The 26992-nt window shown below is 39.1% G+C and carries 25 protein-coding genes; 18 read left to right on the top strand and 7 right to left on the bottom strand.

The features are described 5' to 3' along the window. Positions 1-24: 24 nt before the first annotated feature. From H4J62_RS18015 to H4J62_RS17990, 6 genes are all read left to right on the top strand, one after another. The gene (locus H4J62_RS18015; protein ID WP_182217737.1) at positions 25-2304 is read left to right on the top strand and encodes a hypothetical protein; all 2280 of its coding nucleotides are present in this window, start codon (positions 25-27) and stop codon (positions 2302-2304) included. 408 nt (positions 2305-2712) lie between these two features. Then, positions 2713-3615 carry a DarT ssDNA thymidine ADP-ribosyltransferase family protein gene (locus H4J62_RS18010; RefSeq protein WP_182217739.1) on the top strand — a complete coding sequence of 301 codons (903 nt, stop codon included), beginning with the start codon at positions 2713-2715 and terminating at the stop codon, positions 3613-3615. Positions 3616-4002: 387 nt separating this feature from the next. After that, complete coding sequence (locus H4J62_RS18005; RefSeq protein WP_182217741.1) at positions 4003-4866, top strand: hypothetical protein; 864 nt, start codon at positions 4003-4005, stop codon at positions 4864-4866. 180 nt (positions 4867-5046) lie between these two features. After that, positions 5047-5682, top strand: a complete 636-nt coding sequence (locus H4J62_RS18000; RefSeq protein ID WP_182217743.1) for a RusA family crossover junction endodeoxyribonuclease — start codon at positions 5047-5049, stop codon at positions 5680-5682. Between the two features lie 119 nt (positions 5683-5801). After that, a complete protein-coding gene (locus tag H4J62_RS17995) occupies positions 5802-6395 on the top strand; it encodes a hypothetical protein (protein ID WP_182217744.1) in 594 nt (197 codons plus the stop codon). 108 nt (positions 6396-6503) lie between these two features. Beyond that, positions 6504-7160, top strand: a complete 657-nt coding sequence (locus H4J62_RS17990) for a hypothetical protein (protein ID WP_182217746.1) — start codon at positions 6504-6506, stop codon at positions 7158-7160. An 872-nt stretch (positions 7161-8032) separates the two neighbouring features. Here the strand turns inward: H4J62_RS17990 and H4J62_RS17985 are convergent. Then, the gene (locus tag H4J62_RS17985; protein ID WP_259364987.1) at positions 8033-8281 is read right to left on the bottom strand and encodes a hypothetical protein; all 249 of its coding nucleotides are present in this window, start codon (positions 8279-8281) and stop codon (positions 8033-8035) included. Between the two features lie 400 nt (positions 8282-8681). Between H4J62_RS17985 and H4J62_RS17980 the strand changes: the two genes are divergently transcribed. Continuing rightward, positions 8682-9383 carry an MBL fold metallo-hydrolase gene (locus H4J62_RS17980; RefSeq protein ID WP_182217748.1) on the top strand — a complete coding sequence of 234 codons (702 nt, stop codon included), beginning with the start codon at positions 8682-8684 and terminating at the stop codon, positions 9381-9383. Between the two features lie 50 nt (positions 9384-9433). After that, complete coding sequence (locus tag H4J62_RS17975) at positions 9434-9802, top strand: rhodanese-like domain-containing protein (protein WP_259364988.1); 369 nt, start codon at positions 9434-9436, stop codon at positions 9800-9802. 473 nt (positions 9803-10275) lie between these two features. On the opposite strand, the gene H4J62_RS17970 is transcribed toward H4J62_RS17975, so the two are convergent. From H4J62_RS17970 to H4J62_RS17955, 4 genes are all read right to left on the bottom strand, one after another. Then, on the bottom strand, positions 10276-11406 hold the full coding sequence (locus tag H4J62_RS17970; RefSeq protein ID WP_182217750.1) for a catalase family protein: 1131 nt from the start codon (positions 11404-11406) through the stop codon (positions 10276-10278). 833 nt (positions 11407-12239) lie between these two features. Further along, a complete protein-coding gene (prpD, locus tag H4J62_RS17965; protein ID WP_182217752.1) occupies positions 12240-13733 on the bottom strand; it encodes a 2-methylcitrate dehydratase in 1494 nt (497 codons plus the stop codon). Positions 13734-14039: 306 nt separating this feature from the next. Continuing rightward, positions 14040-14747, bottom strand: coding sequence for a copper resistance protein B (locus tag H4J62_RS17960; protein WP_182217754.1), 708 nt, complete (start codon positions 14745-14747; stop codon positions 14040-14042). Positions 14748-14775: 28 nt separating this feature from the next. Next, positions 14776-16716, bottom strand: coding sequence for a copper resistance system multicopper oxidase (locus tag H4J62_RS17955; RefSeq protein WP_182217755.1), 1941 nt, complete (start codon positions 16714-16716; stop codon positions 14776-14778). A 223-nt stretch (positions 16717-16939) separates the two neighbouring features. Here H4J62_RS17955 and H4J62_RS17950 point away from each other — a divergent pair, with 223 nt between their 5' ends. From H4J62_RS17950 to H4J62_RS17925, 6 genes are all read left to right on the top strand, one after another. Next, a complete protein-coding gene (locus tag H4J62_RS17950) occupies positions 16940-17725 on the top strand; it encodes a PRC-barrel domain-containing protein (RefSeq protein ID WP_182217757.1) in 786 nt (261 codons plus the stop codon). A gap of 410 nt (positions 17726-18135) precedes the next feature. After that, complete coding sequence (locus H4J62_RS17945) at positions 18136-19086, top strand: mechanosensitive ion channel family protein (protein WP_182217758.1); 951 nt, start codon at positions 18136-18138, stop codon at positions 19084-19086. 722 nt (positions 19087-19808) lie between these two features. After that, the gene (locus tag H4J62_RS17940) at positions 19809-19976 is read left to right on the top strand and encodes a hypothetical protein (protein ID WP_182217760.1); all 168 of its coding nucleotides are present in this window, start codon (positions 19809-19811) and stop codon (positions 19974-19976) included. Between the two features lie 93 nt (positions 19977-20069). After that, entirely contained in the window at positions 20070-20672 is a 603-nt protein-coding gene (locus H4J62_RS17935) for an SDR family oxidoreductase (RefSeq protein WP_220465958.1), read from the top strand. Between the two features lie 74 nt (positions 20673-20746). After that, positions 20747-21484 carry an SDR family oxidoreductase gene (locus H4J62_RS17930; protein ID WP_182217761.1) on the top strand — a complete coding sequence of 246 codons (738 nt, stop codon included), beginning with the start codon at positions 20747-20749 and terminating at the stop codon, positions 21482-21484. 445 nt (positions 21485-21929) lie between these two features. Further along, a complete protein-coding gene (locus H4J62_RS17925; RefSeq protein ID WP_182217763.1) occupies positions 21930-22139 on the top strand; it encodes a hypothetical protein in 210 nt (69 codons plus the stop codon). 285 nt (positions 22140-22424) lie between these two features. Here H4J62_RS17925 and H4J62_RS17920 read toward each other — a convergent pair whose 3' ends face one another. Further along, positions 22425-22943: a DUF2141 domain-containing protein gene (locus tag H4J62_RS17920; RefSeq protein ID WP_259364975.1), complete on the bottom strand. Its 519-nt coding sequence runs from the start codon at positions 22941-22943 to the stop codon at positions 22425-22427. 397 nt (positions 22944-23340) lie between these two features. Continuing rightward, positions 23341-23748: a hypothetical protein gene (locus tag H4J62_RS17915; RefSeq protein ID WP_182217767.1), complete on the bottom strand. Its 408-nt coding sequence runs from the start codon at positions 23746-23748 to the stop codon at positions 23341-23343. Positions 23749-24586: 838 nt separating this feature from the next. Here H4J62_RS17915 and H4J62_RS17910 point away from each other — a divergent pair. Genes H4J62_RS17910 through H4J62_RS17895 form a run of 4 tightly spaced genes read left to right on the top strand, consistent with a single transcriptional unit; the run spans position 24587 to position 26846 of the window. Then, positions 24587-25291, top strand: a complete 705-nt coding sequence (locus H4J62_RS17910; RefSeq protein ID WP_182217768.1) for a hypothetical protein — start codon at positions 24587-24589, stop codon at positions 25289-25291. Further along, the gene (locus H4J62_RS17905) at positions 25291-25809 is read left to right on the top strand and encodes a metal-dependent hydrolase (protein ID WP_182217770.1); all 519 of its coding nucleotides are present in this window, start codon (positions 25291-25293) and stop codon (positions 25807-25809) included. The genes H4J62_RS17910 and H4J62_RS17905 overlap by 1 nt, the downstream gene beginning before the upstream one ends. Positions 25810-25815: 6 nt before the next feature. Further along, a complete protein-coding gene (locus tag H4J62_RS17900; RefSeq protein WP_182217772.1) occupies positions 25816-26505 on the top strand; it encodes a penicillin-insensitive murein endopeptidase in 690 nt (229 codons plus the stop codon). Further along, complete coding sequence (locus H4J62_RS17895; RefSeq protein WP_182217774.1) at positions 26502-26846, top strand: low molecular weight protein tyrosine phosphatase family protein; 345 nt, start codon at positions 26502-26504, stop codon at positions 26844-26846. Before H4J62_RS17900 ends, H4J62_RS17895 begins: the two co-directional genes overlap by 4 nt. Positions 26847-26992 lie beyond the last annotated feature (146 nt).

Below are 26992 nucleotides of genomic sequence, written 5' to 3'. Positions count from 1 at the left end.
ACCTAATAGTTGAAGGTAAAGAACATGGCGACTGTACAAGCAAATGACGTGACATACGAACTCCACACTTTAGGTTGGAAGGCTTTTCAACAGTTATGTTCTACAGTGATCTCCAGTATATTAGGGCAAACAGTTCAAAGTTTTTCAGAAGTAAATGATGGGGGTAGAGACCTAGCATTTTATGGATCTTGGGTTAATTTTGAAAGAGATAATAACGAGAGCTTTAATGGTTCATTCACTGTTCAGTGCAAACATACAATTAAGCAAGATGCTGGCTTTAGTTTTAGTCATGTTAAAGATGAATTGAGCAAGGTTGAGGTCTTAGCAAAAAAGGGCTTATGCGATAACTATTTCATTTTTACAAATGCAAAAGTGTCAGCAGATGCTGAAACTAAAATAGTTACTGCGTTTCAGAATATCAATGGTGTTAAAGTTTGTAGAGTCTTTACAGGACAATGGTTGAGCCAGAAAATTACAGAATCACCAAAGCTAAGAATGCTTGTTCCAAGAGTTTATGGTTTAGGAGATTTATCTCAAATAGTGGATGAAAGGGCATATGCTCAAGCAAATGAAATTTTATCTTCGATGGGGGGAGATCTTGCAAAGTTTGTTATTACAGAAGCATATAGCCAGAGTGTAAATGCATTAACTGAAAATAATTTTGTTTTATTGTTAGGAGACCCTGCATCAGGTAAATCAACAATTGCAGCATCTCTTGTTTTATCTTCTATTGATCGATGGCAATCAAGAGCCATTAAAGTAAATTCCCCTAAAGAATTTAAAATACACTGGAACCCACTTGAAGATAATCAGGTTTTTTGGGTCGATGATGTTTTTGGTGCGACACAGTTAGACTTTTCTAAAGCTAATGATTGGAATTCAACGCTTAGCCATTTAAATACGGCGATTAGAAAAGGAACGAAGATAATTTTCACGTCTAGAACATACATATATCGAGAAGCAAAAGAATATCTTAAAGAACATGCAGCACCCGTTTTACGAGACTCTCAAGTAACAATTTATGTTGAGAATATTTCTAGAGATGAACGAGAACAAATATTGTATAACCATATTAAACTCGGGAACCAAGATAAAGGTTACAAGACTAGTCTGAAACCTTTTTTGAAGATGATAGTTGATAGTCGTAACTTTTCTCCTGAGGTCGCAAGGCGACTAGGTGATAAACATTTCACAAAAACATTGAATCTTGATAGTCGAAATATTTCCAATTTCATCACTAATCCAATGGATTTTTTAACTGATACAATAAATAACCTTGATGTTCACTGTAAGGCGGCCTTGACGGTAATGTTCATGAATGGTGGCGAGATTGAAAGTCCCGTGAAACTTGAAGTAGTTGATCCAAACTACATCAATAGGCTTGGAAGTTCATTTCATAATGCTGTTAGAGCATTTAAGTTTCTTAATGGAAGCTTTACAACTGAATATCTGAAAGAAGGTCGATATTTTTGGAAGTTTAAGCACCCTACAATTCAGGATGCTTTAGCAAATAAGTTTTCTTCTGATAGAGAGTTCTTAAATGAATATCTATTAGGGGCTGATTTGATGAAAATATTTAGCGAGGTAAGTTGTGGTATTAGTGATGTTGAAGGTGTGAAAATTGTTGTGCCTAATGATCACTTTACAAGTTTAATCGAGCGTATGATGACGTTAGATAGAAACATTTATATGAATAACATACGCATGTCTTATTTTTTAGCGGAGAAATGTAATTTAGACTTTCTGCAAGAACTCGTAAAAACAAAACCGGAATATGTATCCTCTTTGTCAATACATTCCCAATTAAAATACTGTAGTGATCTCAATGTCATTATAAAGCTAAATTTTTTGGGTTTGTTAAATGAAGATATTAGGCTTTCAGCGGCAAAAAAATTGTCTTCAATTGCGGTACATCATTTTGATTCTGGTATTTTTGATAATAAAATAAGCTCTCTATTAACAAATATTGAGAAAGAAACGGTTTTTGAAAAGATTAGACTTGAGTCGGTTGGTAAGATTTACAATGAGATTGACAATTGCTTTCAAGATTGGGGAGGAGAAGAACCAGATGATTATTTTTCAGGTATAGAGTCAGCTCTTAGAGCATATAAAACCCATTTCATAGACAAACAAAGTATTCTTTTATTAGATGAAGCAGAAGAGTTACTTAATGAATGTAAGTCTGATATTGAAAATAAATTTGGTGGTGAGCCATGTAGCTCTCATCATGAAAAATTTTCAAGAGAAAATGAAGGTAGTCGAATTTCAAACGAGCGTTGTATTTTTGATGATGTCGATTGTTAGTGTAAAAAATAAAAAGGGTTTGAAAAATTTTAAGTCAGCTCTAGTGATATTGGTAAGTAATGAAGAGTCGACTCTTAATTGGATGAATAATTCTGTTCGTGGGTTCGGAGAAAAGCGTCAAGTTGATATATTTCTTAGCTCAAAAGATTCAAATATTGTTTTAAACTTGATAGGTACTTAGGGCAGAGAGTTTTTGTTTAAAATATCATTTTCGTCTCCTTGATAATACCACTTCACACCCGAGCTATTCAATTAACCCTGAAGGTATTACTGATTTTCGATAATGAAATATAACAAGAATTTCAAGCGGGTCTTGCTAACCGTTTACTTGGTCTTTGCTTCGTTACATATTTTAGCTGATAATTATCAGCACCTTAAATGCTCGTTTTATAAAACTATGGAGTCACAATGACAATGCTCTCTGATATAAAAGTTTCATGCCCTCACTGTAATGAACTCATTGAACAAAAAATATTAGTCCCAGAGCCAAATTTTATGGCAGATAGGATGAAAGATAGTGGGGAAGAATTTGATGACCTAATTATATGTGAACATTGTGAAAATGAAATTTCATATTGGGGTTCAAATAGTTATTATGAGCTTTACTTATCATCTGATGAAGTTTCTGAAGATGATTTTTATTATAGCCAACCCGAATATGATTTTGATGAATATGAATCAGATGAAGAATCTGAAAAATCAGGAATAATAGGTGTTCTTAATAATAGAGGTATTGAGTCATTATATCATTTTACAAAAATTGAAAATTTAAAAGCGATTGCAAAACAAGGTATCATCCCTAGATCTCAGCTTAAAAAAGGCGATTTTCATTACACGGATATAAATAGGTCTGATGGTTTTTTAAATTCAAATTGTATATCTGTAAGTTTCCCACAATACCGGATGTTTTATATTAAAAGAGTCAAAAACCCAAAACAAAAGTGGGTTGTTTTTGAAATTTCACCTGAGTTACTTTCTAGTGTTGATGCCGCTTATTTTGAAAGAAATGCAGCCTCTCGCATTGTAAAAAAACAAGTTATTGAAAATAGGAAGTCAGCAACAGCTTTTGAAAAAATGTTTGGTGAAATTGAAGAGTTACCGAATAGAACTACTACAAAGTTACCAGACTCTTACCCGACAGATCCTCAGGCTGAGATATTGATCTTTAATAAAGTAACTAAAGACTTCATAGTTGCAGCTCATTTTCAAAACAAAAAAGTCGCTAAAGAATATAATAATGTTCTAAATGGTATTAAGGCTAAAGTTACACCTGCTTTATACGAAAACAGAATTGATCATGATTTTCTATGAACGCTTTATAATAAATAAAGGATAGGTTGCGCGTAGCCGAAACTTAATCCTGTTGTTGAACAAGCCCGATCTATGCAATTAGTCAATATATTCGACATGTAGTATTTGATAGAAAATTTCTATTTACGTGGTTTTCTGCCGCAAAGCGGAAGAAAACCACCAACAAAAACGCAATACTTTTTCTAATGTTTAACCCTTAAAAATCAGACTTGAATTTAAAATCCTCCTTTTCTACAGTAGTTATAAAACCAAAAATTTATAACTTATTGATGATGCGTTAGTAAAAAGGTAAAATTTAAATATTAAATAATCATTTAGTTGAAAATAGACCTGCTTAAAAGAAGGTTTTTTCTCGTCTAATAAGCTGTTAAGTTTTCAAGAGGTAATGTGACTTCAATTATATGCTGGAGAAATAAGGAAGAGGAAAAAGATATTAGTTGGCTTTTAGGTGATGGGTTATGGGTTGTAAGCGATACAAGGGTATCAAGTGGCGGTAACGTGATGACAGATAATTGCCCTAAAGTATTTTCTATATCAGCACAATCGTTTGATAATAGTGATCTTCATAGATCAAACCCAAAGTGCATTTTCAGATTTGGGTTTGGATTCTCGGGTAGTACGCTGATAGGTTCTAACGTAAAAGAGATGCTTAATTTTTATGTGGGTAACCTTTCTGAGGTACAATATTACGATACACCTGATTACCCATATGATGACAAATTACCATCTCTTATGGATGTAGCTAACCTATGTAAAAAATTAGGTGAAAAATACATAAACAGTATGGGAGTTTGCTTTCCAACGAGTGCTAGATGTGAATTTTTAGTGTTTGGATTATGCCCTAAAATGAAGACATATAGAACGATTATTCTTCGTAACACACCTGATGCACCTTCAGTGATTGAGGTTAAAGAGGTAAATATTGAAGACCAAGGTTACCTAGTTTTAGGCGATAAAAAAAACCAAGTTTTAGATGAAATCAATGAGGTAAGAGCAAGTTTAGATCGTCAAGGTAAGAAAGCTAATCACGCACCATTAATAGCTATATCTAATATTATTGATGGTGACTTTGAAACTATTGGTGGCTATGTACAGCTGTGTATTTCAAATCAACTTGATACAAGAATTTACTTTCTATCAAACGAACCTCATCAAGTTCAGATTGCTGGGTTTAGTTTAATGGATGAGTCGATTATCTTAGGTGGCTTTATAGTAAGTCTGGCTGGAGGTTTTCAAATGCCGACTTTGTAGAAATGAAAACTTAATCAACAAGCACTTTTAAACGGAACAAAAACAGTTGGCTATTTGCTCCTTTGTCGCTTATTTTAGCCAACATATTATTTGCCTCTTAGTGAGGCGTACCTAAAAAATTGGATGCTGGGTTAAGAATTAGATAAAGCCAATTGTAAGTATTAAGTTTAAGGAAGGTATGTGCTAAACGGAGAGAATCCATCAGAAGATGGCAGGTTTTCATTTGAAATTAAAAGGTCCCCTGTTTCACTTCAAGCGAAACCTGACAGGAAGTCTGAATTCAAAGAGTTTGTAGTTGAACAGCTAAAATCAGTTTCTTTTTTGCTTTCTGGTGACGTAAAAGTTTCAATTGAATGGTATACCCATGAGCAAAAAAGATATGAAACAAGTGCTTCTGCTGATATAGACAATATCATAAAACCGTTATTGGATGCCTTATGCGGACCTAACGGTATTATGATTGATGATAACCAAGTGCAATCTATTTGCTGCAACTGGTTTGACTATGACGATACTGAAAATGAGAAAGTAATTGTTAAAGTCGAATTTTCTCCTTCAGATTTCGTGCTTAAAGAAGGGCTATTTTTCATTAACGTGCACCAGCACCTTTATATGCCGTTGTGGGAGTCATTAGATAAAAAAGCACAGCAGCTTATGGTTGACAGCTTTGTGAAAATGCTAAAAATAAGAGAGGAAATGGTTGCAGCAGGAATAGATTATTATCAAGCAAAAGCAGTAATGTCCGTTCAACGTGTATTCCATAAAGGGCGACTAGATGGATTTGTTTTAAAAGATAAATCTGAATTGGGTAAGTAAACTTATAAGGCAATAAAGCAGGACAATGAACAGTTGGTTTTTGCACCTTCGTCACTAATTTTAACCAACTATCATTTACCTCTAAGTGAGGCGTCAAATTTTTAAAAAGGAGTATTTTAATGGCTATTAGTTTTAATGAAATGATAGATAATTTGCTAAAGAGGCTTGAAACTGAAGCTATAGATGAATTTAAATATCATCTTGAATCTTCTTTGAGTAAAAGTGAAAAGAAGCTTACCGAAGAATACGAGTCTGTATCAGAAGATCAATTTGAAAATCCTAATGATATGGAAAGCTATAAAGGAATGCTCGAAGATCAATTTTATATGCAGGAAGAAGTCCGAAAATTAGCCAACGAATTAAGTATATCGGCACTATATAAACAAATTGAACTTCACACAAAGCGTGTTGCTAGGCGTCATTTTCCATCTATATCCAATAAAAAATTCTCTAGTGTTGACTCATTAGATAAAGCGCTTCCATTTGATTTATCTTCTGTTGAACAATACGATGCTTTTAATGAACTTCGATTAATTAATAACTCAATTAAGCACCAAGGTTGTGTTCAAAAGACTCTTTCTAATGCTTTTCCAAATTGGACTGAAGGTGAAGAGTTCAAAGAGTTAAATCTTGCTTATGATCGCCTTTATCCCGAAGTTAAAAAATATATAGTGTCATTAGTTTCTAGTCTTGCTTTACATTCTGAGCTGTAAAAACCTAACATGCCAATAAGGGACAAAAAACAGTTTTCTGTTTTCATTCCTTAACATTTTAGCAAATAGTTTTTTGCCTGTTAACGGGCGTTGATATCAGGGAGGCACATGTCACATCAAGAATCTAATTTTGTAGAACCACAGGATGAAGAACTGGGTTCATCGACCAGTATATTTTCCATATCTACTCCTATGAAACTATTCCTTAGTTTTATTTCATTGTCGGTGATCATTGGCTGCATATCGTTTGTTCTCTTTTATATAAGTGATCCTAAAAGCTATCCTTCGCCTAAAGAACTAGGGCTGAGCGGTGTCTTTCTATTTTTTGTAACATCATTAATTCTAATTTGGATACCTTGGGATAAACTTGGTCTAAGAATTACGAAAATTGGAGGTATTGAGTTTAAGGAAATTGTAGCTGAACAAGCTTCTGAAAATGCAGAGGAATTCAGCTACCTTGAAGAAAGAATTGAATATTTGGAAACTAAACTTCATAGTATGGACGATTTAGCTCAGTTTCATGAGTCATTTGAAAGACCTGAGCTACGTGATTTACTGTTAGAATTTCTTACTAAATATAATAAGTGGTCATTTTCTCCGTCACGTATAAAATCTTGGGGAACAAGGCAGCAAGGTTTCTCTAAATTATCATCATTTGAGCATCGCCTTATACGTAGTACATTACAAAGTATGGTTGCCGAAAATTTACTTGAGACTCGTATAAGTAATAAAGGAAATACTCTTTACAGAGTTTCTATGCTCTAACAAACGGTTCAACCGATGTGTTATCGATACAAAACCTAATCCGAATAACTATTGGTGCTAAAGTTCCCTTGTGGAAAAAGTGTGTAATATACCCAAACCTGACCGCTCTAATAAGCTTTAAATTTAATATAAACTAGATGTGGCAGCGCAAAATGCAATAGAGTGTCCAAGGTAAATGCTATCTAGTGGCACTGATGGTAGATATTTTCCAGTATTTAGAGGGGGCTATCTTATACATCATGCTATCCAGTAGTAGTTTTTGAAAGCGTCAATTTTACAATTAATATCTTAGATATGAGCTTCTGATATCGGTTGTACAAGAGTTTCCGTTGTACAATGGAAACTCTTTTATCGAGCTAAGTCTTTTATTTTAAAGGAAGTTTAATTATCTCATTCCAGTGCCCAGATTCGTCCCATTCAGCCCGCCAAACAAAGAAAAACCGCTAATCGAAAGATTAGCGGTTTTTTGCTTTTTGATAGTTAGAAATTTTAAATAAGGGTTTATAGCACTAAACCTTTAGTAGAGTTCAAATCTCTATTTCACCGCCAAACAAAGAAAAACCGCTAATCGAAAGATTAGCGGTTTTTTGCTTTTTGATAGTTAGAAATTATAAATAAGGTTTATAGCACTAAACCTTCGAGTAGAGTTCAAATCTCTTTCTCACCGCCAAACAAAGAAAAACCGCTAATCGAAAGATTAGCGGTTTTTTGCTTTTTGATAGTTAGAAATTTTAAATAAGGGTTTATAGCACTAAACCTTCGAGTAGAGTTAAAATCCACTCTCACCGCCAAATAAAGAAAAACCCATTACGAAAGTAACGGGCTTTTTGCTTTTTTTTCAATATCTTGTAATCTTCTTCAACACCCTAGCGTTAGAAATACAAATCAGCAAAAAGAGCAGTAGGATAAGCTTGTAAATCTGTTAATGATGAAACTAAAACTTCTGGTTCACAAGATGGTAGATCAACTCGTACTAATCTTAAATGTAGTGAACCGGTCGATATTTTATCTTTCCTACATCGACGAAGAGACTTTTCAGCACAAGGAAAATCAACGATATTACTATATTTCCCACTTTCTAAAAACGCTTTAACAACATTAGAGCTTTTAACAATGCGCATGCAAAAATTAACACTTTTTAACCTATGATATTTATAAAACCAAACGGCAGGATAACCTCTGTCATAAACGATTAAGTCGTCTTTTTGGGTTTTATTTAAATGCTTTATAGTGATATTGGGTATAGAAACGCTTCTTTTGTCTTACTACTACTTTATTGTAACGACTACATAGGCGCCAAAAATCTTTTATTAAGTACGTTAACGTACAGAGTAATTATAAATACAACGATAAGGTAACCTTTACTTTGCCTTTACCAATAAGGCTGCTTTTTATTATTGATATTGGTTCAGCCAATATATAGGAGTTACCCATGTATGGATTCAGTGTGCAATTACAAATACCTTTCGATATCGCGTTTAGTACTGTTATTTACACACTAAATATGAATGGGAGATAAACATGTTATTTCGCCAATTTTTTGATTCTGAATCCAGCACTTATAGCTATCTGTTGGCTAGCGATAGTGGCCACGAAGCGTTACTAATCGACCCGGTAATAGATAAGGTGGATATGTACCTGAAACTAGTCGAACAACTCGATGTTCGATTAGTGCGAGCCATCGATACTCATACCCATGCGGATCACATCACCGGTCTTGGAAAGTTGCGAGAAAAGACCGGTTGCATCACGGTAATGGGCGAACAGACAGAAGCCGACTGTATGTCTGAAACCATTCGGGAGGGCGAGCACATCCGGTTGGATGGTATTGATCTAGAAGCGTTGTACACACCTGGCCATACCGATGAGTCTTATAGCTTTTTGCTTCACAGCGAGCGTCCAGCAATATTCACCGGCGACGTGCTGCTGATTCGTAGCAGTGGCCGAACCGACTTTCAAGGTGGTGACGCTGGTCAAAGCTATGATTCTATTACTAAAAAAATATTTACGTTACCGGATTCAACGCTGGTATACCCGGCGCACGATTATAAGGGCTGGACCCGCAGCAGCGTTGCTGAGGAAAAGGCTCATAACCCGCGATTAGCCGGCAAGAGCCGTGCGGAATATATCGACATTATGAACAACCTGGATCTGCCTGATCCTAAGATGATGGATGTGGCCGTTCCGGCGAACCTTGGCTGCGGTTTAGCTGCAGATGCATAGCGAACTAACAGTTTGAACATTCATTCACACTACAATCAGGAGAAATTTTTATGCTTACGTTTTTAACTGCACAACAAATGATCGATGAAGCCAAAAAAGTGGTTGACACCGTCGACCTTGAAAAGGTGAGGGCTCTGCGTGGCAGCGGTGCGCTAGTGCTCGATGTTCGTGAACCCAATGAGTGGCAGGAAGGCCATCTGGAAGGTGCCGTCGCTATACCTCGTGGTGTATTGGAAATGAAAATTTCCGACGAAGAAAGCGATCACCAACGGCCTATAGTCACCTATTGTGCCAGCGGTGGACGTGCCGCGCTAGCCGCAGCAACGTTACGACAAATGGGCTACATTGCAGCTCTTGCATCGGAAGCAGGCTTTGACGATTTGCAGGCTACCGGACTACCTTGTAATAAGCCGGACTAAATTTCCACACAAACATAGGCATGTGCCTGTGCGATAGCAACTCGGAGCACGCAGACGGGTCCCGCTTGCGTGGTCTCACGAAATGTCAACTGGAGAGAACAGAAATATGATGAACGATATGGGTATGGGATTGGCTATTGATCGGCTGGAAGACGATCCAAAGCCAGGTAACCATTGTCATCATCACTCACGAATAAGCCCTCGTGTTCAATAAAACCAGTCGCACGCTGGCTAATGCGATGAGTAAGAGTATTCAGTTCACTTTTTTCGTAAAAATTCAGTCGAGTTTAAAAAGACTTAGATTAAATTTATTTCTCCAAGGCAACTAGTTAATCTTTTGGATATCTGGCAGTTATTGGTAAAGCCGAACCGCCAGATCCCGTGATACGACGTTATGTCAGCATCATTGAATGAAACCAGGGATCAACTGTGAACCTTCTCCCATTGCTTGACCTGATCTTCGCCCCCAAAATCTATTCAACGGTAACCACTGAATTCATTTCCCGTCGAACTTTTCTTGTTCGCTCATAGATAACTTTTCGCATTCTGTTCATGGCGCCCAAAGGCTTATGCTCGGATAAACTGTTCCAAGGATTGAAAGCTAGGTTCTCGCAAAATGTATTTTGTGCATCTGTATCGAAGGTCTGTTTAGGAAAGTGGATACGCGCTACAACAGTAAAAGGTGCCTGCACTTCTTGCCATTCGATCATGGAATTTTCGACACTCATTTCGTCGTTTTCTCGAAGTTGAACCAGAAACTCCATGCAGCTTGCATTTTGGTCAAGGCTCGTCTTCATCGCCTCGCGAAGATAATCTGCACCGGCTTCCTCGGGAGCTTCATTTGTCGTGGCTGTACATGGGCGAACTGAGTATTTCACGGCTTTCCGCTGCTGTCCCATCCCAAGCTGGTAGGGAACTTCAGACCAATACCGTGTATGTAAAGGGTTGGCAATTTTTTTGCTAGTCAACTCGAGGCCAATAAGTGAACCTTGAAGTCCCAAATTAAAGGGTATTGCCAATTTATCCCAAAATCCGTCAGACGATAAATTTCGATGTACGGCCACATAGGTTTCAGGTTCTTTAACCGGAAAGACAGGGTGATTAATTAAGATAAAATCCTGCACTGTGCTTTTATCTGCTATGTGCCAGCCAGCCTCGGCTGGAGAAGAAAGCAGCTTTATTGCCATCCCCCTTGCGTCCCCTTTAATGTCCGGGCGATCAGGATCAGGATTTCCATTAGAAAAACGCACCCACGCGGAATAGGATTTACCTGCTTGGAATACACCTTGGCTTAATGATTTAGGTAAATCGTCTAGCACGTCAAACTCTGCGTTTAAACAGCCATGAGCTTTGGGGTGAACATCACGCCTGGCTTCTCCATTGGTATATCGATGGCGGATAATACCTTCAATGAGGTCAGCTGTTTCGTCGGCTAAAAGTGCCTCATGTGGATATAGTTTTTCCCCTAAAGCGGCATCTGCCTCGGGATAGATATTTTCAATAGTCGCAATTTCTTCAACGGAACGGTTCTGAGACTGATTTGCTGGTGAACTGCAACCAGCCAGTATGAGAAGAAATGATAGGAGTGGCGTCAACAGTTTCATATGAATGTTCCTTTAATAGCTTAACGAATAGGCAGGTAAAACGTGAATACTGAAAATTGAACAAAACGGATAGAAAGCACATTTTATTGTCAATCCTAGTCAATAATATTTAATCGGATTCCTCCTAGCACTTCTACTATACACCGTTTTATTCTACCTATACACACGCACTTATACGAGGTTAAAAATGAATAATAAAAAACAGAATCAGCGGCGCACTTAGTGATCGATGGGGTAATATTAAAGAGCGGTTTTGAGGCGCTTGTTTTAAATTCTAAATTATGTGAAAACAGTTGAGTAATAAATGAAAAATCGCCGATTTCCACCCCCTCAAGGATATAAAAGAGATGTAAATATGAGGAAATATGTATCGTTACTTTATAAAACGACATTTTATTTTACCTATAAACCACATCAGCTACGTCTGGTCCCGCTTGATTACTACAAGACCAATAACGTTGCACTCCTATGACTGCAAATATTTAACAAAGCTATTCCGTTTAGTAGTCACTTTGCATAACTATTTCTGTTTGGGAATATTCTTGATTAACTTAATGATAACGCGATTATCATTAAGTTTGGCTAAGTCGAGCAAATAGCTTTTTTCAAGTTCTTGCACCGGTATTTTTGATAATAATTCTTTTATCAACTCCTCTTAACCATTTACTATGGCAGTTTTCAAGATTACAAAATTCGCTATACTGTGTTCATTTTGAACAGTCATGTTAGAACCCGTTAGTTACGCCTTGTTAATTTTTCGTTTTAAAGTTATCGCTTACGATTAGCAATATAAATTTATCTGCTTTAATGCTGCGGTTTGGATCAGCTAGGGCTTAAACTGAAGCAATAACAAACAAGTCCATAAAGCGGTTTACTGCTTTGGACTCAAGCGCGGCTTGATCTTTACACAGCGTGAAAATAGTTTTGCATTGATGGTTCGGAAACCGCGTCGCTAAGTTCGCTTTGAACTTTTGCTCCAATAGCGGGATCCCTTCTTGGCGCCGGCGACGATGTCCCACAGGGTATTCCACTAGCACTTCTTCTGTGCTGCTGCCATCGTTGAAAAAAATTTGAATGGCGTTAGCGATAGCGCGTTTATCTGCTTCTAAATACTCTGCGGTAAAGCGTTTATCTTCGACAACCTCCATTTTATCGCGCAGTTCATCAATGATGGGATGTGCCTTGTGAAAGTCGTCTTCGTAATGTTCGGCGGTTAGCCCTCCAAACGCCAGCGGCACCGCAACCATATACTGCAAACAGTGGTCACGATCTGCAGCATTAGCAAGTGCACCTGTTTTAGAAATAATGCGAATGGCCGATTCGTGGGTTCGAATGACGATTTTCTTAATATCCGCTAAGCGATTTCTCACCTCAGGATGCAGGATAACCGAAGCTTCCGCGGCAGTTTGCGCATGGAACTCTGCGGGGAAAGAAATCTTAAACAAAATGTTTTCCATCACGTAAGAACCATACTCTTGAGAAAACGAAAACTGACGTTCAGCCTCTGGTTTAAGTGCTTGGTCTTTATTCGTCTTCGAAAAAGAGACGTCGTAAAAGCCCCACTGCGGAGCGGTTAATACGCTTGGAATACCCATTTCACCGCGCATCGACATGTCGGCCAAATGCACAGCTCTTGAGGTCGCGTCGCCCGCGGCCCAAGATTTACGAGAACCCGCATTGGGTGCGTGACGATAGGTGCGCAGCGCAGAGCCATCGACCCAAGCTTGCGAGACCGCCGCCATGATTTGTTCTCTATTGCCGCCCATCATTTTTGTGATAACTGCCGTTGAGGCGACTCGAACTAACAATACATGGCACAAACCAACGCGATTAAAAGAATTTTCTAGCGCTATTACACCTTGAATTTCATGCGCCATGATCATGGCTTCAAGCACTTCTCGCATGGTAAAAGGCTGTTCGCCCTTCGATAGTCTGACCTGAGATAAATGATCAGCCACTGCCAAAATACCGCCTAAATTATCCGATGGATGTCCCCATTCAGCGGCCAGCCAAGTGTCGTTATAATCGAGCCAGCGGATAATACAACCTATGTCCCAAGCGGCTTTAATCGGGTCGAGCGACAACGATGTTCCTGGCACTCGCGCGCCGTTAGGCACAAGGGTGCCTTGTACGATAGGACCAAGGTGTTTTGTACATTCAGGAAAGCGCAGCGCTAGCAATCCGCAACCGAGGGTGTCCATTAAACAGTTGCGCGCGGTATCGAGCGCTTCTTCGCTAGTGACTTCAAAATTCATGACATAATCTGCGATATCTTGGATGACATGATCGTAATCGGGACGGTTGTTAATATCTGTATTACTATTCATTTCTTATCCTTATTCGTTTGATTTTTTAAGATGAGATGATAATTCGATACTTTTATCCTGGCGGATTTAATATGTATCGTCACTTTATAAAAAATGACGTTTTTCTTTTACCTATACTCTAAAGTCATTAAGGTGAAAAGTCGGTTTTGAAAAAACCATTTGGCCTACTGTTTGCGTGTGTGTCAAATGAGCGTGAGCCGCAGTTATTGAGCCGCGAGTAATACTCTTATAGTGTTCTGCCTATTTGCAAAGTCTCAGGCTTATTTGTAAATAAGCCTGACGGTATTATTGAAATAATACCTTGAATTAAAACCAGAATCTTAAACCTGCGATAAGGCTGGTGTCGGATTTCTTACCGCCTTCGGCGATTAGGTAGTCGGCTGTTTTACCAAAGGCTTGATTAAACTTAAGCCCGATGTAGGGCGCAAATTTTCTAGAAAATTCATAGCGTAAACGCAACCCTAGTTCAGCAGATGATAATCCAGATCCAATTCCCATAGATGCATCATCGGAAGAATAGGCACTGAGTTTTAGGCTGGGCGTTAATATCAGTTTTTGAGTAAATAAAGCCTCGTATTCCGTTTCGAATCTAAAACCAATATTTTTGTCGTTGAACACCACTGCTGCATTAGTTTCAAAGAAATAAGGGGCAAGGCCTTGTAAACCGATTACGGCCCAGTTTTGGTTTTTTTCAGGAGTCGTGTCATAACCAACCCCCATTTGAAGATCCCAATATTTTTCAATGGGATGGCTGTAGAGTAGCTGGTTCTCAGATTCGGTTTGTCCATGAAGTGTTTCCCCTTCGGATTTAAGGTAGAGTTTGTGCCAATCCTTACCTATCCAAGACGTGACACCCCAAGAAGTAGGGTTGCCAGTTTGGTCGCTAATTTCAAGCGTATCCATTAGAAAGTACGTTAATAAAGGGTCTCTTTCTCCACCTGCATGCACTTGTGATGTCATTAGTATGGACGAGATAAATATGGTGCGTAATATTACTTTGAATAAATTTTTCATTATATTTCTCCTAGAATACTGAATTTGACTATCGGATTTGTACACGTCTAAACATACCCATCATGTGATAGAGCATGTGGCAGTGGTATGCCCAATCACCACGAGCGTTCATAGTCACTCGATAACTGATTTTGGAACCTGGTTGTACAACGATTGTATGTTTTCTAGGAATATGATTTTCATCTCCCGTTTCTAAATCACTCCATACACCGTGTAAGTGCATAGGGTGATTCATCATGGTGTCATTAATAAACGTAACGCGAATGCGCTCACCGAAGTTAAACTTTAATGGTTGTGCTTCACCATAGGGGATGCCGTTAATTGACCACATATAACGCTCCATATTGCCCGTTAAGTGCAACAGCAGTTGTTTAGTGGGTTTAGGTTCATGGCGTGTCGGATAAAGGTTTTTTAAATCGGCATAGGTTAAGACCTTGCGGCCATTATTTCGTAAGCCAACGCCTGGATCATCTAGCCGATATTTTGCGCCAGTGGCACGCATCGCGATTTGTGGGCCTTCTTTTTCAGGCACATCAATGAGAGGTAGTTTTGGATTCATATCCATTGGAATTTGCTCGTCATCTAAATTAACATTCATGTTAGACATAGTCTGTGCATTTTTTGAATAGTAAGCATTGCTGACATCCTGGCCCATTTGCATGCCACCAGACATGTCATTATCGCTCTGATCCTTACCATTCATTTGCATGCCACCAGACATGTCATTATCGTTCTGATTCTTACCATTCATTTGCATGCCAGTAAGCATATCCTGACCACTCTGATCCATGCCGTCCATTTCCATACCCATGTCTGTCATGCTTAAAATAGGTAATGGATCCATTGCTGGGACAGACGCCAATTTTGAAGCATTAGAGGTGATGGAGCCTATCGCATAACCGGAACGGTCAATGGCTTGAGCAAAAATCGCATAAGCTTGTTTATCTGTATCAGGTTCCACAATGACATCATAGGTTTCTGCTACACCAATGCGGAATTCATCAACCTCTACCGGTTGGATTAAGTTTCCATCAGCAGCCACAACGGTCATTTTTAAACCAGGGATCTGTACATCAAAGAACGTCATAGAAGAGCTATTAATAAAACGCAATCTTACTTTCTTGCCAGATTCCACCACGGTACGCCAATGTGCATTAGGGGAGAGCCCATTCATTAAATAGGTGTAGGTTGCGCCAGTTACATCTGACAAGTCTCGATCGGACATTTTCATGTTGTTCCACATTGAACGATCTTTCCAGGCTTGAGAAAATCCTTTTTGTTTTAATTCACTCCAAAAATCGCCGACCGTTCTTTGGTGGAAATTATAGTAATCACCCATCTTTTTAAGGTTTGCATAAATGGTTTCAGGAGGGGTATCTGACCAGTCAGAGAGTTGAATCACATAGTCATGGTCGGAGTGAATAGGTTCTTGTTTTTTTGGTAAAATAACAATTGCACCGATGACACCTGTTTGCTCTTGATATGCGGAGTGACTGTGATACCAATAGGTACCATTTTGTTTTACGGTGAATTGATAGACATAAGTTTCACCGGGCTTAATGCCGTCATAACTTAAGCCAGGTACACCATCCATATTCGTTGGCAAAATAATCCCATGCCAATGAATAGAGGAATCTACCATTAATTTGTTAGTCACGCGGAGTGTGATTTCATCACCTTCATGCCAAACAAGTGTTGGTGCAGGTAAAGAGCCGTTAACCAATGTTGCTAAAGCGGGAGTGCCGGTAATATTAACGGTCGTTTCGGAAATAGTTAAATCAAACTCAGTTCCCGTTAACATGGGTTGTTTTGGATTGAACTTAGTCGAGCCTTGCGAGATAAACTCATTGCTGGCAAAGGTTGATGGAATGTTTGATGCAACGGCAGCCGCTACTGAAGTTAATGCTAAACCGCGGACAAATTGACGTCGATTAATTATCGAGTGTGTGTTTTTAGTTGAAGAGGTCATCATTAACTCCTTAAAAATAATAAATAAAAGGCTTTGTTTGAAGGTGAAAATGGTCGTTCATCATAAAATTTATAGATGGATCCAGATTAAGCTAATATTCACCCTCGTTCGGTGCGACACCGAACAGATTGAATAGGATATTTGATGCAAACTGAGAAATGTTGACTCTATTAATAAAGCAATTATTTATTGTTTTCAACCTTTAATCTGGAGCAAATACATCATGTTACATACAATTAATGATTTAAAAAATATCGCCATTCAGGCCTCTGATGGCGATATTGGATTGACCAAAGATCTTTATTTTGATGATAAGCATTGGGTGATCCGATATTTGGTGGTGGAAACGGGGTCTTGGTTATCAAGCAAAAAAATATTGCTTTCACCCATATCAATCAAAGAGTTTAATCAGAAAGATAAAACGCTTACTGTCACAATCTCAAGAGAACAGGTAAAAAACAGCCCTGATATAGAAAGCGAAAAACCGGTCTCTAGGCAGCATGAGGTCGATCATATGGAATATTATGGTTACGAACATTACTGGGGTAACACAGGTATTTGGGGAAGTGAATCTAGTCCTAACATGATGGCACTTGGTTATTATAGTGTCGCGCCAAAGCCAGATAACTTAGATAACCCAGAGATATCCGCAGACATCAAGGCTGCACTATCACGGGATAATGATCATCATCTACGCAGCAGTCATGCCGTAGTGGGTTATCACCTTGATGCAATAGACGGTGAATTGGGTCACTTGCAAGGTATGTTGATAGATATCGACACTTGGGCTATTCGTTATTTGATTATTAACACCAGTAATTGGTGGTTGGGTCATCTGGTTTTAATTGCGCCTAAATGGATTAAAGAGGTGAGTTGGCCTACCTCTAAAATTTATGTTGATATGACGCAGCAGCAAGTGAAAGATGCACCAACGTTCGATCCCTCAGTGCCTTTTAGTTTTGAAGATGAGAAAAATTTGCAAACTCATTATAGTCGCAATGATAAATAACATTATTACCTCTCTATGATGGATTTCTGCTTTCTTACTTTCTAGCATTTGAAAAATCATATTCTTAGGCCAAAAATGGATAACTGAGACATATGTACTTATTTCGAGCAATAAATCCATCCAAAAATTTTGTTCATAATCTAAAAGTTGATAAGGGGTTATAAGCCCCCAAACACTGAGAGCAAGAAAAATCTGTTGCCTTAGCATATTCTGAGAAGTTTTGAGTAATAGACGACAGTTCGCCGACTTGGATATAAAAGAGATGTCAGTATGGAAAACATGAGGCAACATGTATTTTCATTTTATGAAAAATGACGTTTTATTTTACCTATATTCGACACTAGATAAGCTAATACACTGGCTGAATCTACATTAAAGGATAATGATAAAAAATAACGGGAATAATATTAATGGATCTCTCTGTATTAGATAAATTCTGGCAGTTAATTGACGAAAAATTACAAGGCTGGCTGGAAGCTGGCATTAAACACTTACCCAATTTTATAGTCGCCATTCTCTTAGTCATATTTTTTGGCTTACTGGCTAAATATGTTGGCAGAGCCGTTCGAAAAGTGCTTCATAAAACCCTAGAATCTGAACAAATTGCTGATCTACTTACGTCTATTATGAAGATGCTTGTGCTGTTCACAGGGCTATTTATCGCCCTAGAATTTTTGGGGTTAACCGGCACAGTAACATCACTCTTAGCTGGCGCTGGTATCATTGGCTTAGCACTTGGTTTTGCTTTTCAAGATATGGCAGAGAATCTTATTGCCGGTATTGCGATGGGTATTCGTAAGCCATTTCAAATTGGCGATGTGGTTGAAGCAGAAAATGTGCTTGGCATAGTAAAAACAATTAATTTACGTAACACATTAGTAGAAACGTTTTTTGGCCAGATAGAAGTTATTCCAAATAAAATCTTGTTTCGAAACGTACTAACAAATTATACGACCACAGGCAGCAGGCGAATCGAAGTACCGGTTGGTATTTCTTACGCAGACGACCCAGAAAAGGCAGCTGGAGTTATTGAAGAAGCGATAAATGTCTGTGATTTTGTTATAAAAAAAGAAGAAACTGCCGTGTTTGCCAAGGAGTTTGCAGACAGCAGTATAAATTTAGTTGTCTGGTTCTGGATTGACTATCCAGGCGACACTGGCTTTATGAAAGCTCGCCATACGGCGGTTGTAGAAATCAATAAAGCGCTGGCAAAAGCTGATATCTTAATTCCATTTCCTATCAGAACATTGGATTTTGGCGCCAAAGGTGGTGAAAAGCTCAATACCATGTTGTCGAAAAAAAATTCAGAAGATAAATCAGCAGACTCAAAAAAGTCATCATCGTCTGAAAATGAAAAGTAACCTCTGGGATCAGAGCAAACTTTCATTAACTAAACGTCCGCTTTGTCGCATCTGACTAATTTATTTACACTGCCCAAATCATTTATAAGGCTGGCTGAACGCTCATTGAACTTTGTAAAAACAGTTGGCCATTGGCTTTCTGCTTGTAGTACACGTTTGCTGCAGAAGGCTTGTAGGTAGGTAACACTGAGATAGCCGACGTTCAGGTTTTTCTCTGAGATTTAAATATAAGCGCATACCAAAGTACGTTGAGCGAGATTTTGATGATTTTTTGTGCTGTGGTCGTCTCGAGTATGATTTTAAGCGTGTGATATGCGGTGACTGCTTTCATTAGAAACTGGTTGTCTTTCTTTGTTCACTGATCCCGCATTCTTATCACAAAGAGTGAAGTCAACGTGCCTGTCTAGCGCTTTTTTTCGATTTACTGGATAAAATTGATACCTAACACTATCAAATCCTAACCTTCTCATCCATTAACCTGCTTCAAAAGTTGATCCAATGACCCTGAACCCAACAAAATCAGATCATGTTAAATAGATCAGGTATGTGGTTTATTCTTTTGTACTTTTTTCTTTGGGTCATTTATTCGCCACTAACATGGGCTCGTTGATGTTTGCTCGCGGTAGTGTTGGTAAGCGAACAGACAACTCACTCCAACGGACTGATAATACACTTGAGCTAACGCCAACGGCGTTTGCCTATCAGACCCGGAAGGAGCAACCATGTCGACAATCACCACCATTAATCTTGCGACCGAAAAAGAAACCCATACCTACGACATAATTACCGAAATACAAGCGACGGATCGGCTTGCTAATGAAAAAGCTATTGACTGGTCGGTGGGATCTTTTCAAAGGACGAGAAACGTCCACACGGTGGCTTTGGAATAAAAAAAATTGGTCAACGTAAAGTCGATTTTCCTGCCATGACCTGGCTTTAACTGCCTAATTTCGAACATTTAATTTAACATTAAGGATTTTTCTATGAGTATGAACATTCTTGTCGCCGGTGCCACCGGAAAAACGGGCCAGCTTCTGGCCCAGTACCTGATAGAACAGGGCCATAAACCAACAGCGCTGGTTCGCGAAAGTTCGGATACCAGTTCGTTGCCCTTGGGGGTAGATGTTCGCCATAGTGATCTTACAGAACTGAAAACCGGCCTGTGCGACGGCATGGACGCGGTGATCTTTGCTGCAGGCTCCGGCGGAACCACCGGTCCTGAAATGACCAAAAAAGTGGATCGGGACGGCGCCAAACGACTGATTGATCTGGCGCTGGAATCAGGCGTGAAACGTTTCGTGATGCTCAGTTCGATCGGCGCCGATCTGCCCAACCCAACCGGCGACCTGGCCCCTTACCTGAATGCCAAGCACGAAGCGGACGAATACCTTAAGGCTTCCGGAGTGACCTACTCGATCCTGCGCCCCGTAGCACTAACCAACAAGGGTCGCGGCACTGATGTGATCCTGGGCGAGGACGTCGATAAATCAGCAAAGGCGTCCCGATCGGATGTAGCCCATGTTCTGGTGGAGGCCGCCACTACAGGCTGTTACGACGGTATGGCGCAGAATATGCGGTCCGCCTGACTGTCACGGCGTAATACAGGCTTGGAACCTATAACTTGTAATATTTAATAATTCATTTCAACAGGAGAAAACCAATGTCAGAAATCAATGGCAAAGTCGTCATCATTACCGGTGCCAGCAGTGGTCTCGGTAAAGCCACAGCGCAACGCTTGGCAAAAGGTGGCGCCAAGCTGGTGCTTGCTGCCCGTCGCGAGGAACGCCTTGTGGAGTTGCGTGATACGATCAAGGAGCAGGGTGGTGACGCTATTTATCAGGTTACCGACGTCACTGAACGCGCTCAGGTTGAGTCGCTGGCCAAGGCAGCGAAGGAAGCGTATGGCCGCATCGACGTGCTGGTCAACAACGCTGGCCTGATGCCGCTGTCGCCCCTCGATGAGCTCAAGGTCGACGAGTGGGAGAAGATGGTTGATGTCAATATCAAAGGCGTGCTCTATGGCATTGCCGCTGTGCTGCCGACCATGCGCGAGCAGCATGTCGGCCACATCATCAATCTGTCGTCGGTAGCTGGGCATAAGGTCTTTCCCGCGTCCGCCGTTTATTCCGCAACCAAGTTTGCCGTTAAGGCGTTATCAGAAGGCATTCGTCAGGAAGGCGAAGGGGAAATCCGCTCCACCAATATTTCGCCTGGGGCTGTGGCGACCGAACTGACCAGTAAAATCAGCGACCCCGATACTGCTAAGGGTGTTGATGAAATGTACGAGATGGCAATTGACTCTGATGCGATTGCACGTGCAATTGCTTATGCAATCGAGCAGCCGGCAGATGTTGATGTCAACGAGATTATCATCCGTCCCACCAGACAGCCGCTCTAACCAGGCAGCCACTCTATTGGACAGGAGCAATAGAGTGGCATGGTAAAAGTTCTGAATTACAGCGTCTTAGGGTCTGCTGTTAAAACACTTATATTGGAAGCCAACACTGGAGAATGATTTTTTAGCGTGGGCTCGAACGGATTTACGGATGCTAAGGAAGTAATGGAAGAGCGGAAGGATCCGCTGCCTTAGTGTATATGTTCTCATTTCTCAGTAAATCGTTTTTTACTCTGAGGTGAAGCAAACGATGAGTATCAACTGTCTATCCCTGATGCCGACCTAATCCATGAGTTCGGTCAAAATTGCCTGCAACGCGATTCAACTCTTTTAGCGCAATGTGCTGAATAAACCCTGTAGAAACTTGCATTCCAAAAGTCATCCCCCTATGGTGGGTATTAAAAGTAAGCTAATGTTTTAATTAACCAACAAAAAGGGAGTGCGACGAATGGAAAACAACAACGACCAAAGCATAACTAACTTTGCCGCCATAAAAACTACCATTGCCAATAACGAAGAACAACGGCTCAAAGAATTACTGGCAGGCCAAGTAATGCAAGAACTTGAAAAAAGCTACCTCATTGACCTAGCCAAATTAGGAAATAATCACGCGATTTTGAAGATATTAGAAGACATCCCTGTGGAAAATCAAGAATAGAAATAAGCTGAGTTTCAACCTTATAAAAGTTTTGAAAAATAATATGAATTTGATGAGCAACAATTTGATTAGAATTTTCAAGCATTATTATCATACTGCGAGCTGCCTCAAAACTTGCATTGCTACTAACGCGTGAGTTCAAGGGCATTTGAGAGGAAACCTGTTTTTTCGACAGAAAACATGGATTGCAGGTCAAATGTCTGGTGCAACAATTTGTTAAGCACAGTAAATTATCAATGGTCCTGCCTGATTGAAACAATGCCTAGGTATTCACGGAAAGGTCGCTCAATAAGTCAATTTAATTGTTAGATCAAGGTTTTCCCCATCGTACGTAAATCTAGCGGTTTCAAACGAAGGTGCGCTCATCGAGGCCTTTGCACCACTTGAAAAACCGTAGGCTTCTGTCGGCACCCCTAGCAAGTTTGTGCCAAGCTTACCATCCATATTTTTATCATGAATGACAACCAAGGCATACGTTCCCGGAGGGATATCTAAAAAGTTGCAACGCGCCTGCGTATCTCGAATTTTCATCATCATTATATTGGTTGCAGAGTGCAAAAATTCAGTAGGGAAACCTACTGAAGATTCGAAAAGCGCACAAGCTACAACTCCAGTGTTATTTTTAATGTTCGGAATTTTTACTTGAATTCCGGAGCACGATGATTGGGCAAAAACGATGGCGGGAAGATGCGCAAACACCAGCACGGCCCAACATGCTAAACACCGGCCTCTTTTAGATAAACGCGTCACAGGATGCCTGAAAGTCTTGGCCAACGTAGACCTCCGATTAGTTGATTCACTCATTAGTTCCCTCATAGCTCCGCTCTCTCTGGCTTGGTAGGATCCGCGATTATACGCCTAACGTCTTGATAACCTGCGACGGGTTGCAAGCAATAAGGCTGATTACTGCCGCAACCTTGGTAAAACCAATGAACTTCAATTTTTCTCATTGGTCGTGGTCAGCGTTTATTAAATTGTTCAGCAATTTTTGCCGTTTGAGTCCAATATTATCCATTTTGCCTCAAAATCAACAATGCGGCCTAGGAGCATCAATTACTACATGGTACGTGAACCAGCATAGCATTAAATATTAGTTACCCAGCCTGTTCATGCCCCAGGCTCAATAACATTCCCCTTGGATTAATTTTTTAGGTTGATAGAAAATATTGAGGTCGTTACCGATAACAAGGCCTTTTTTGTATCATTGCACTATTTTTATATCATTTGTTCTCACACAGGTATTGTTGAAGTCGTCAAAATTATCGCATGTGGTTCGAACAAACCAGTTCTGCCGCGGGTCGAAAGAACACTTTGTTTGGTAATGACAGGTGCTGTCAAACTTTTCCCAGTACTGACATTCTTCAACGCATTGTAGATTTTTGTATATATAAGTCTTTTTTTCAAACAGGCACTTTTTATTAAAATCGTCCCAGTGTTGGCATTCTTTGAGAGCCTGCGGGACATGCTCTGTTAACGCTATGCCGCAGGTGACAGTGAGGTTTCCCTGGCGATATGTTTCTCCTGTATCGAGAATTACCTCTTTTGCGAAGACACTACCAGCTAAAAATGTCACCCATCCAATGAAAGCTATTAAAAAAATTTTGTTCATGATCTGATTCCTTATTAACTTAATTTTTCTATAATCTAATTGCACAATGCAAAGATATTAGATTTTATTCATCATCTCCTTTCATTATGGCCACAATGACCATGCTATTGGTTTGAATCTGGAGATGGCGACTTCAGCGCATTGTTGATTGAGTCATCCGTGACACCCACAGTCGAGATAAGACTGTGATGAGGTTTTGGGAGAACTGGACTTGTGCCAGTACTGTTGTTGATTGGTTGAGAACTGATTACGCTGCAACCATTTAGGATTAGAAAGGTCAGATAAAAAGAGGTAGTTCGAATTAACTGAAACGTTTTCATCAGTGTTCTCCAAAATGGGTCTTAAGGGTCTTACTATGTGTAATTTATTCGACTCGACTCAGTTGATTTTAGTCTTCTAATGTTTTGAATGGTAAAACAATACGCACAATTAATCTGGAAGTCTGTACTCTAGCGAACACATAAATTGGAAAATTCTGGGGTGTTCTATATGTATTATCTTACACCGTGTGTTTTGTTTGAGTGTAACGTCGTTTAGGGTTTCCTATGGTTTTTCCATTTATAATCAATGGTTTCAGAATATTTTAAATAACGATTTTGGTTTAGTAGCTGGTAAATAGTTTTAGGTTAGAATTTCAACGGCAGGTATGGTGACTTGATGTCTCCTGCAAGCTCATTGCCGTCAGTCAAGTTTAATTAATCGTATGATTATTTTTCGCTCAGTTCGAATGCTCTTACGACCGTTTTAGGTCGTTAGTTGCCTTTTCTAGAATAGAGTCAATAATATGCTCATTCCATTTAATTCCAAGTAAAATGATAAATATTAACATACAAGGATAGTGGTTATTTCTAAATTAGTGTTGTTGCCCGGTATGGATGGTACTGGAGAATTATTTGAAGAGTTTTTGTCTAACTTTGACGGAGACTATATTGTAATCCCATTACCTCAATCGGGTTCTCAAGACCATGTGTTTTTAGCTAATATAATAAAAGAGCAATTACCAACTGAAGATTATATTTTGTTAGCTGAATCGTTTGCTGGCGGTATTATTCCTGAGCTACTTAGGCAAAATAATCCACATTTGAAAGGCGTGATTTTCATTGCCAGTTTCCTTAGTTCTCCTAACCAATTCTTATTGTCGATAGCTAAACTTTTACCTATTAAATCTTTAGCTTCAGCACCTTTATCAACGATTTTTCATAAGTTTTTACTCCTCGGTCAAGGGGCATCAAAAGAGCTTTTATCAAAATTTATTACGGTTACTAAATCTATACCTGATCTCGTATTAAAAAATAGATTAGAAGTTATGAGCCAGCAACGACTACCAATAACAACATCGGATATACCTTCAATTTATATTCGAGCACTTTCAGACAGGCTTATAGCATCACAGAAGGGTCGTGAGTTCACCAAAGTCTTCAGCAATATTAAGTATATAGAAATTGAAGGACCTCATTTCATACTTCAAGCACAGCCAAAAGAGTCTGCGCGGTTGGTTACTGAGGCGATATCCTTGATCCTTAAAGACTGTAGGTATTCATAATGCCATTTACTCCAATGCACATGGGGCCAGGGATTTTTATTAAAGCCATATTACAAAGTAGCTTTAGCTTGATGGTTTTTGGCTGGACTCAAATCGTAATGGATATCCAACCACTAATTGTGTTGATAACGGGAGAGGGGCATCTTCATGGTTTTACCCATACCTATGTTGGTGCAGTGCTAATTGCTATTTTTGCTGCTCTAACAGGTAAATACTTATCCGAACTTGGTTTAAAGCTGATAAGTATTTCTAAAAGGGAAAATCCCATATCAATTGCTTGGTGGGTAGTATTTCTAAGTGCATTTGTTGGCAGTTTTAGTCATGTATTACTTGATAGTATTATGCATTCAGATGTTGAACCCTTCTTTCCATTTTTATTAGATAATCCGTTGTTAGGTCTGATTTCAGTGCCGATGTTGCACAAGTTATCTTTATATAGTGGGTTATTGGGCGCAGTAGTTTATTATGGAATTTATTTAAAAAATAAAAGCTTAAAAGTAAAAGCAGGGAAGTCATAAAGAAAAATGAAAATATTAACGTTTAGTATCTTAATTACTTGTTTGTATTCTAACGCTGTTTTAGCAGAAGAAAGTACATGCTACGGTACAACCTCAAAAGGACGTTTGGAAAAAGGGGTAGAGCTACCAAGCTCTGGTAATAATTTTGTCGCTTACAGCATTGTTGCAAGGTTAGCAGGGAGAGCTTACGTCCATTCCCAAGTAGAAAGCATCATAGTAAACGGCTATAAATCTTTAGAAACAGAACAACCAGACAAAGTTTTTAAGTATGCTGAAACTGGATTCGAAGAAGGTGGACAGTTCAAACCCCATAAAACTCATCGTAATGGTTTATCGGTAGACTTTATGACACCCGTATTAGATGAATCGGGTCAATCAGTGCATCTGCCAACTCACCCTTTAAACAAGTTTGGCTACGACATTGAATTTGATAGTAAAGGGCAATATGAAGAATATTCTATCGACTATGTTGCTTTGGCTGCTCATATTGTTGCCTTGCACAAAGAGGCTGTAGCTCAAGGTGTAGATTTATGGCGAGTAATATTTGATCCTAAATTACAATCTGAGCTTTTCAAAACACCTTATGGCCCTTATCTTAAAAAGCATATCCAGTTTTCCAAAAAACGTTCATGGGTTAGACATGATGAACATTACCATGTGGACTTTGATATTCCGTGTAAGGAACTAAACGAATGAAAAATATTCTCTTCATCTGTAGTAAAAATCAGTGGCGTAGTCCCACAGGAGAACAAATATTTAAAAATCACGCTGAACTAAATGTGAGATCAGCAGGTACTAGTTCAAGTGCAAGAAAAACGGTAAATGCAAAAGATATTCTATGGGCTGACATTATCTTTGTGATGGAAGAAAAGCATAAAAGTAGACTTAAAGCTGAGTTCATCAAATTAGTTAAATATAAAGATATTCAAGTGTTAGATATCCCTGATGAATATCAGTATATGGATGAAGAGTTGGTAGATATCTTGGAACAGTCCGTTAGTGTATATCTAGGAATGTTAGATATTAATTTATTATAAGTTTATGATATTATTGTGTATTATTAGACGTCAACTAACTTGTCCGGTTGGCGTCAATTAACTTGGCCGGTATTTGAATTTAGTTGCATAGCTTGTTTTTTTCGGTAACTTTCTCCTTTTATTTGATAGATATCACTGTGGTGAAC

The organism is Colwellia sp. BRX8-5, from assembly GCF_014077325.1.
Classification (GTDB): Bacteria; Pseudomonadota; Gammaproteobacteria; order Enterobacterales; family Alteromonadaceae; genus Colwellia_A.
The sequence above is the reverse complement of the archived record's forward strand: the minus strand, read 5'-3'. Positions and strand labels throughout refer to the sequence as shown.

Coding starts and splice junctions, on each gene's coding strand:
- H4J62_RS18015 (WP_182217737.1), top strand. CDS start 25: ATGGCGACTGTACAAGCAAATGACGTGACATACGAACTCCACACTTTA.
- H4J62_RS18010 (WP_182217739.1), top strand. CDS start 2,713: ATGACAATGCTCTCTGATATAAAAGTTTCATGCCCTCACTGTAATGAA.
- H4J62_RS17995 (WP_182217744.1), top strand. CDS start 5,802: ATGGCTATTAGTTTTAATGAAATGATAGATAATTTGCTAAAGAGGCTT.
- H4J62_RS17990 (WP_182217746.1), top strand. CDS start 6,504: ATGTCACATCAAGAATCTAATTTTGTAGAACCACAGGATGAAGAACTG.
- H4J62_RS17985 (WP_259364987.1), bottom strand. CDS start 8,281: ATGCGCATTGTTAAAAGCTCTAATGTTGTTAAAGCGTTTTTAGAAAGT.
- H4J62_RS17980 (WP_182217748.1), top strand. CDS start 8,682: ATGTTATTTCGCCAATTTTTTGATTCTGAATCCAGCACTTATAGCTAT.
- H4J62_RS17975 (WP_259364988.1), top strand. CDS start 9,434: ATGCTTACGTTTTTAACTGCACAACAAATGATCGATGAAGCCAAAAAA.
- H4J62_RS17970 (WP_182217750.1), bottom strand. CDS start 11,406: ATGAAACTGTTGACGCCACTCCTATCATTTCTTCTCATACTGGCTGGT.
- prpD (WP_182217752.1), bottom strand. CDS start 13,733: ATGAATAGTAATACAGATATTAACAACCGTCCCGATTACGATCATGTC.
- H4J62_RS17960 (WP_182217754.1), bottom strand. CDS start 14,747: ATGAAAAATTTATTCAAAGTAATATTACGCACCATATTTATCTCGTCC.
- H4J62_RS17955 (WP_182217755.1), bottom strand. CDS start 16,716: ATGACCTCTTCAACTAAAAACACACACTCGATAATTAATCGACGTCAA.
- H4J62_RS17950 (WP_182217757.1), top strand. CDS start 16,940: ATGTTACATACAATTAATGATTTAAAAAATATCGCCATTCAGGCCTCT.
- H4J62_RS17945 (WP_182217758.1), top strand. CDS start 18,136: ATGGATCTCTCTGTATTAGATAAATTCTGGCAGTTAATTGACGAAAAA.
- H4J62_RS17940 (WP_182217760.1), top strand. CDS start 19,809: ATGTCGACAATCACCACCATTAATCTTGCGACCGAAAAAGAAACCCAT.
- H4J62_RS17935 (WP_220465958.1), top strand. CDS start 20,070: ATGAGTATGAACATTCTTGTCGCCGGTGCCACCGGAAAAACGGGCCAG.
- H4J62_RS17930 (WP_182217761.1), top strand. CDS start 20,747: ATGTCAGAAATCAATGGCAAAGTCGTCATCATTACCGGTGCCAGCAGT.
- H4J62_RS17925 (WP_182217763.1), top strand. CDS start 21,930: ATGGAAAACAACAACGACCAAAGCATAACTAACTTTGCCGCCATAAAA.
- H4J62_RS17920 (WP_259364975.1), bottom strand. CDS start 22,943: ATGAGTGAATCAACTAATCGGAGGTCTACGTTGGCCAAGACTTTCAGG.
- H4J62_RS17915 (WP_182217767.1), bottom strand. CDS start 23,748: ATGAACAAAATTTTTTTAATAGCTTTCATTGGATGGGTGACATTTTTA.
- H4J62_RS17905 (WP_182217770.1), top strand. CDS start 25,291: ATGCCATTTACTCCAATGCACATGGGGCCAGGGATTTTTATTAAAGCC.
- H4J62_RS17900 (WP_182217772.1), top strand. CDS start 25,816: ATGAAAATATTAACGTTTAGTATCTTAATTACTTGTTTGTATTCTAAC.
- H4J62_RS17895 (WP_182217774.1), top strand. CDS start 26,502: ATGAAAAATATTCTCTTCATCTGTAGTAAAAATCAGTGGCGTAGTCCC.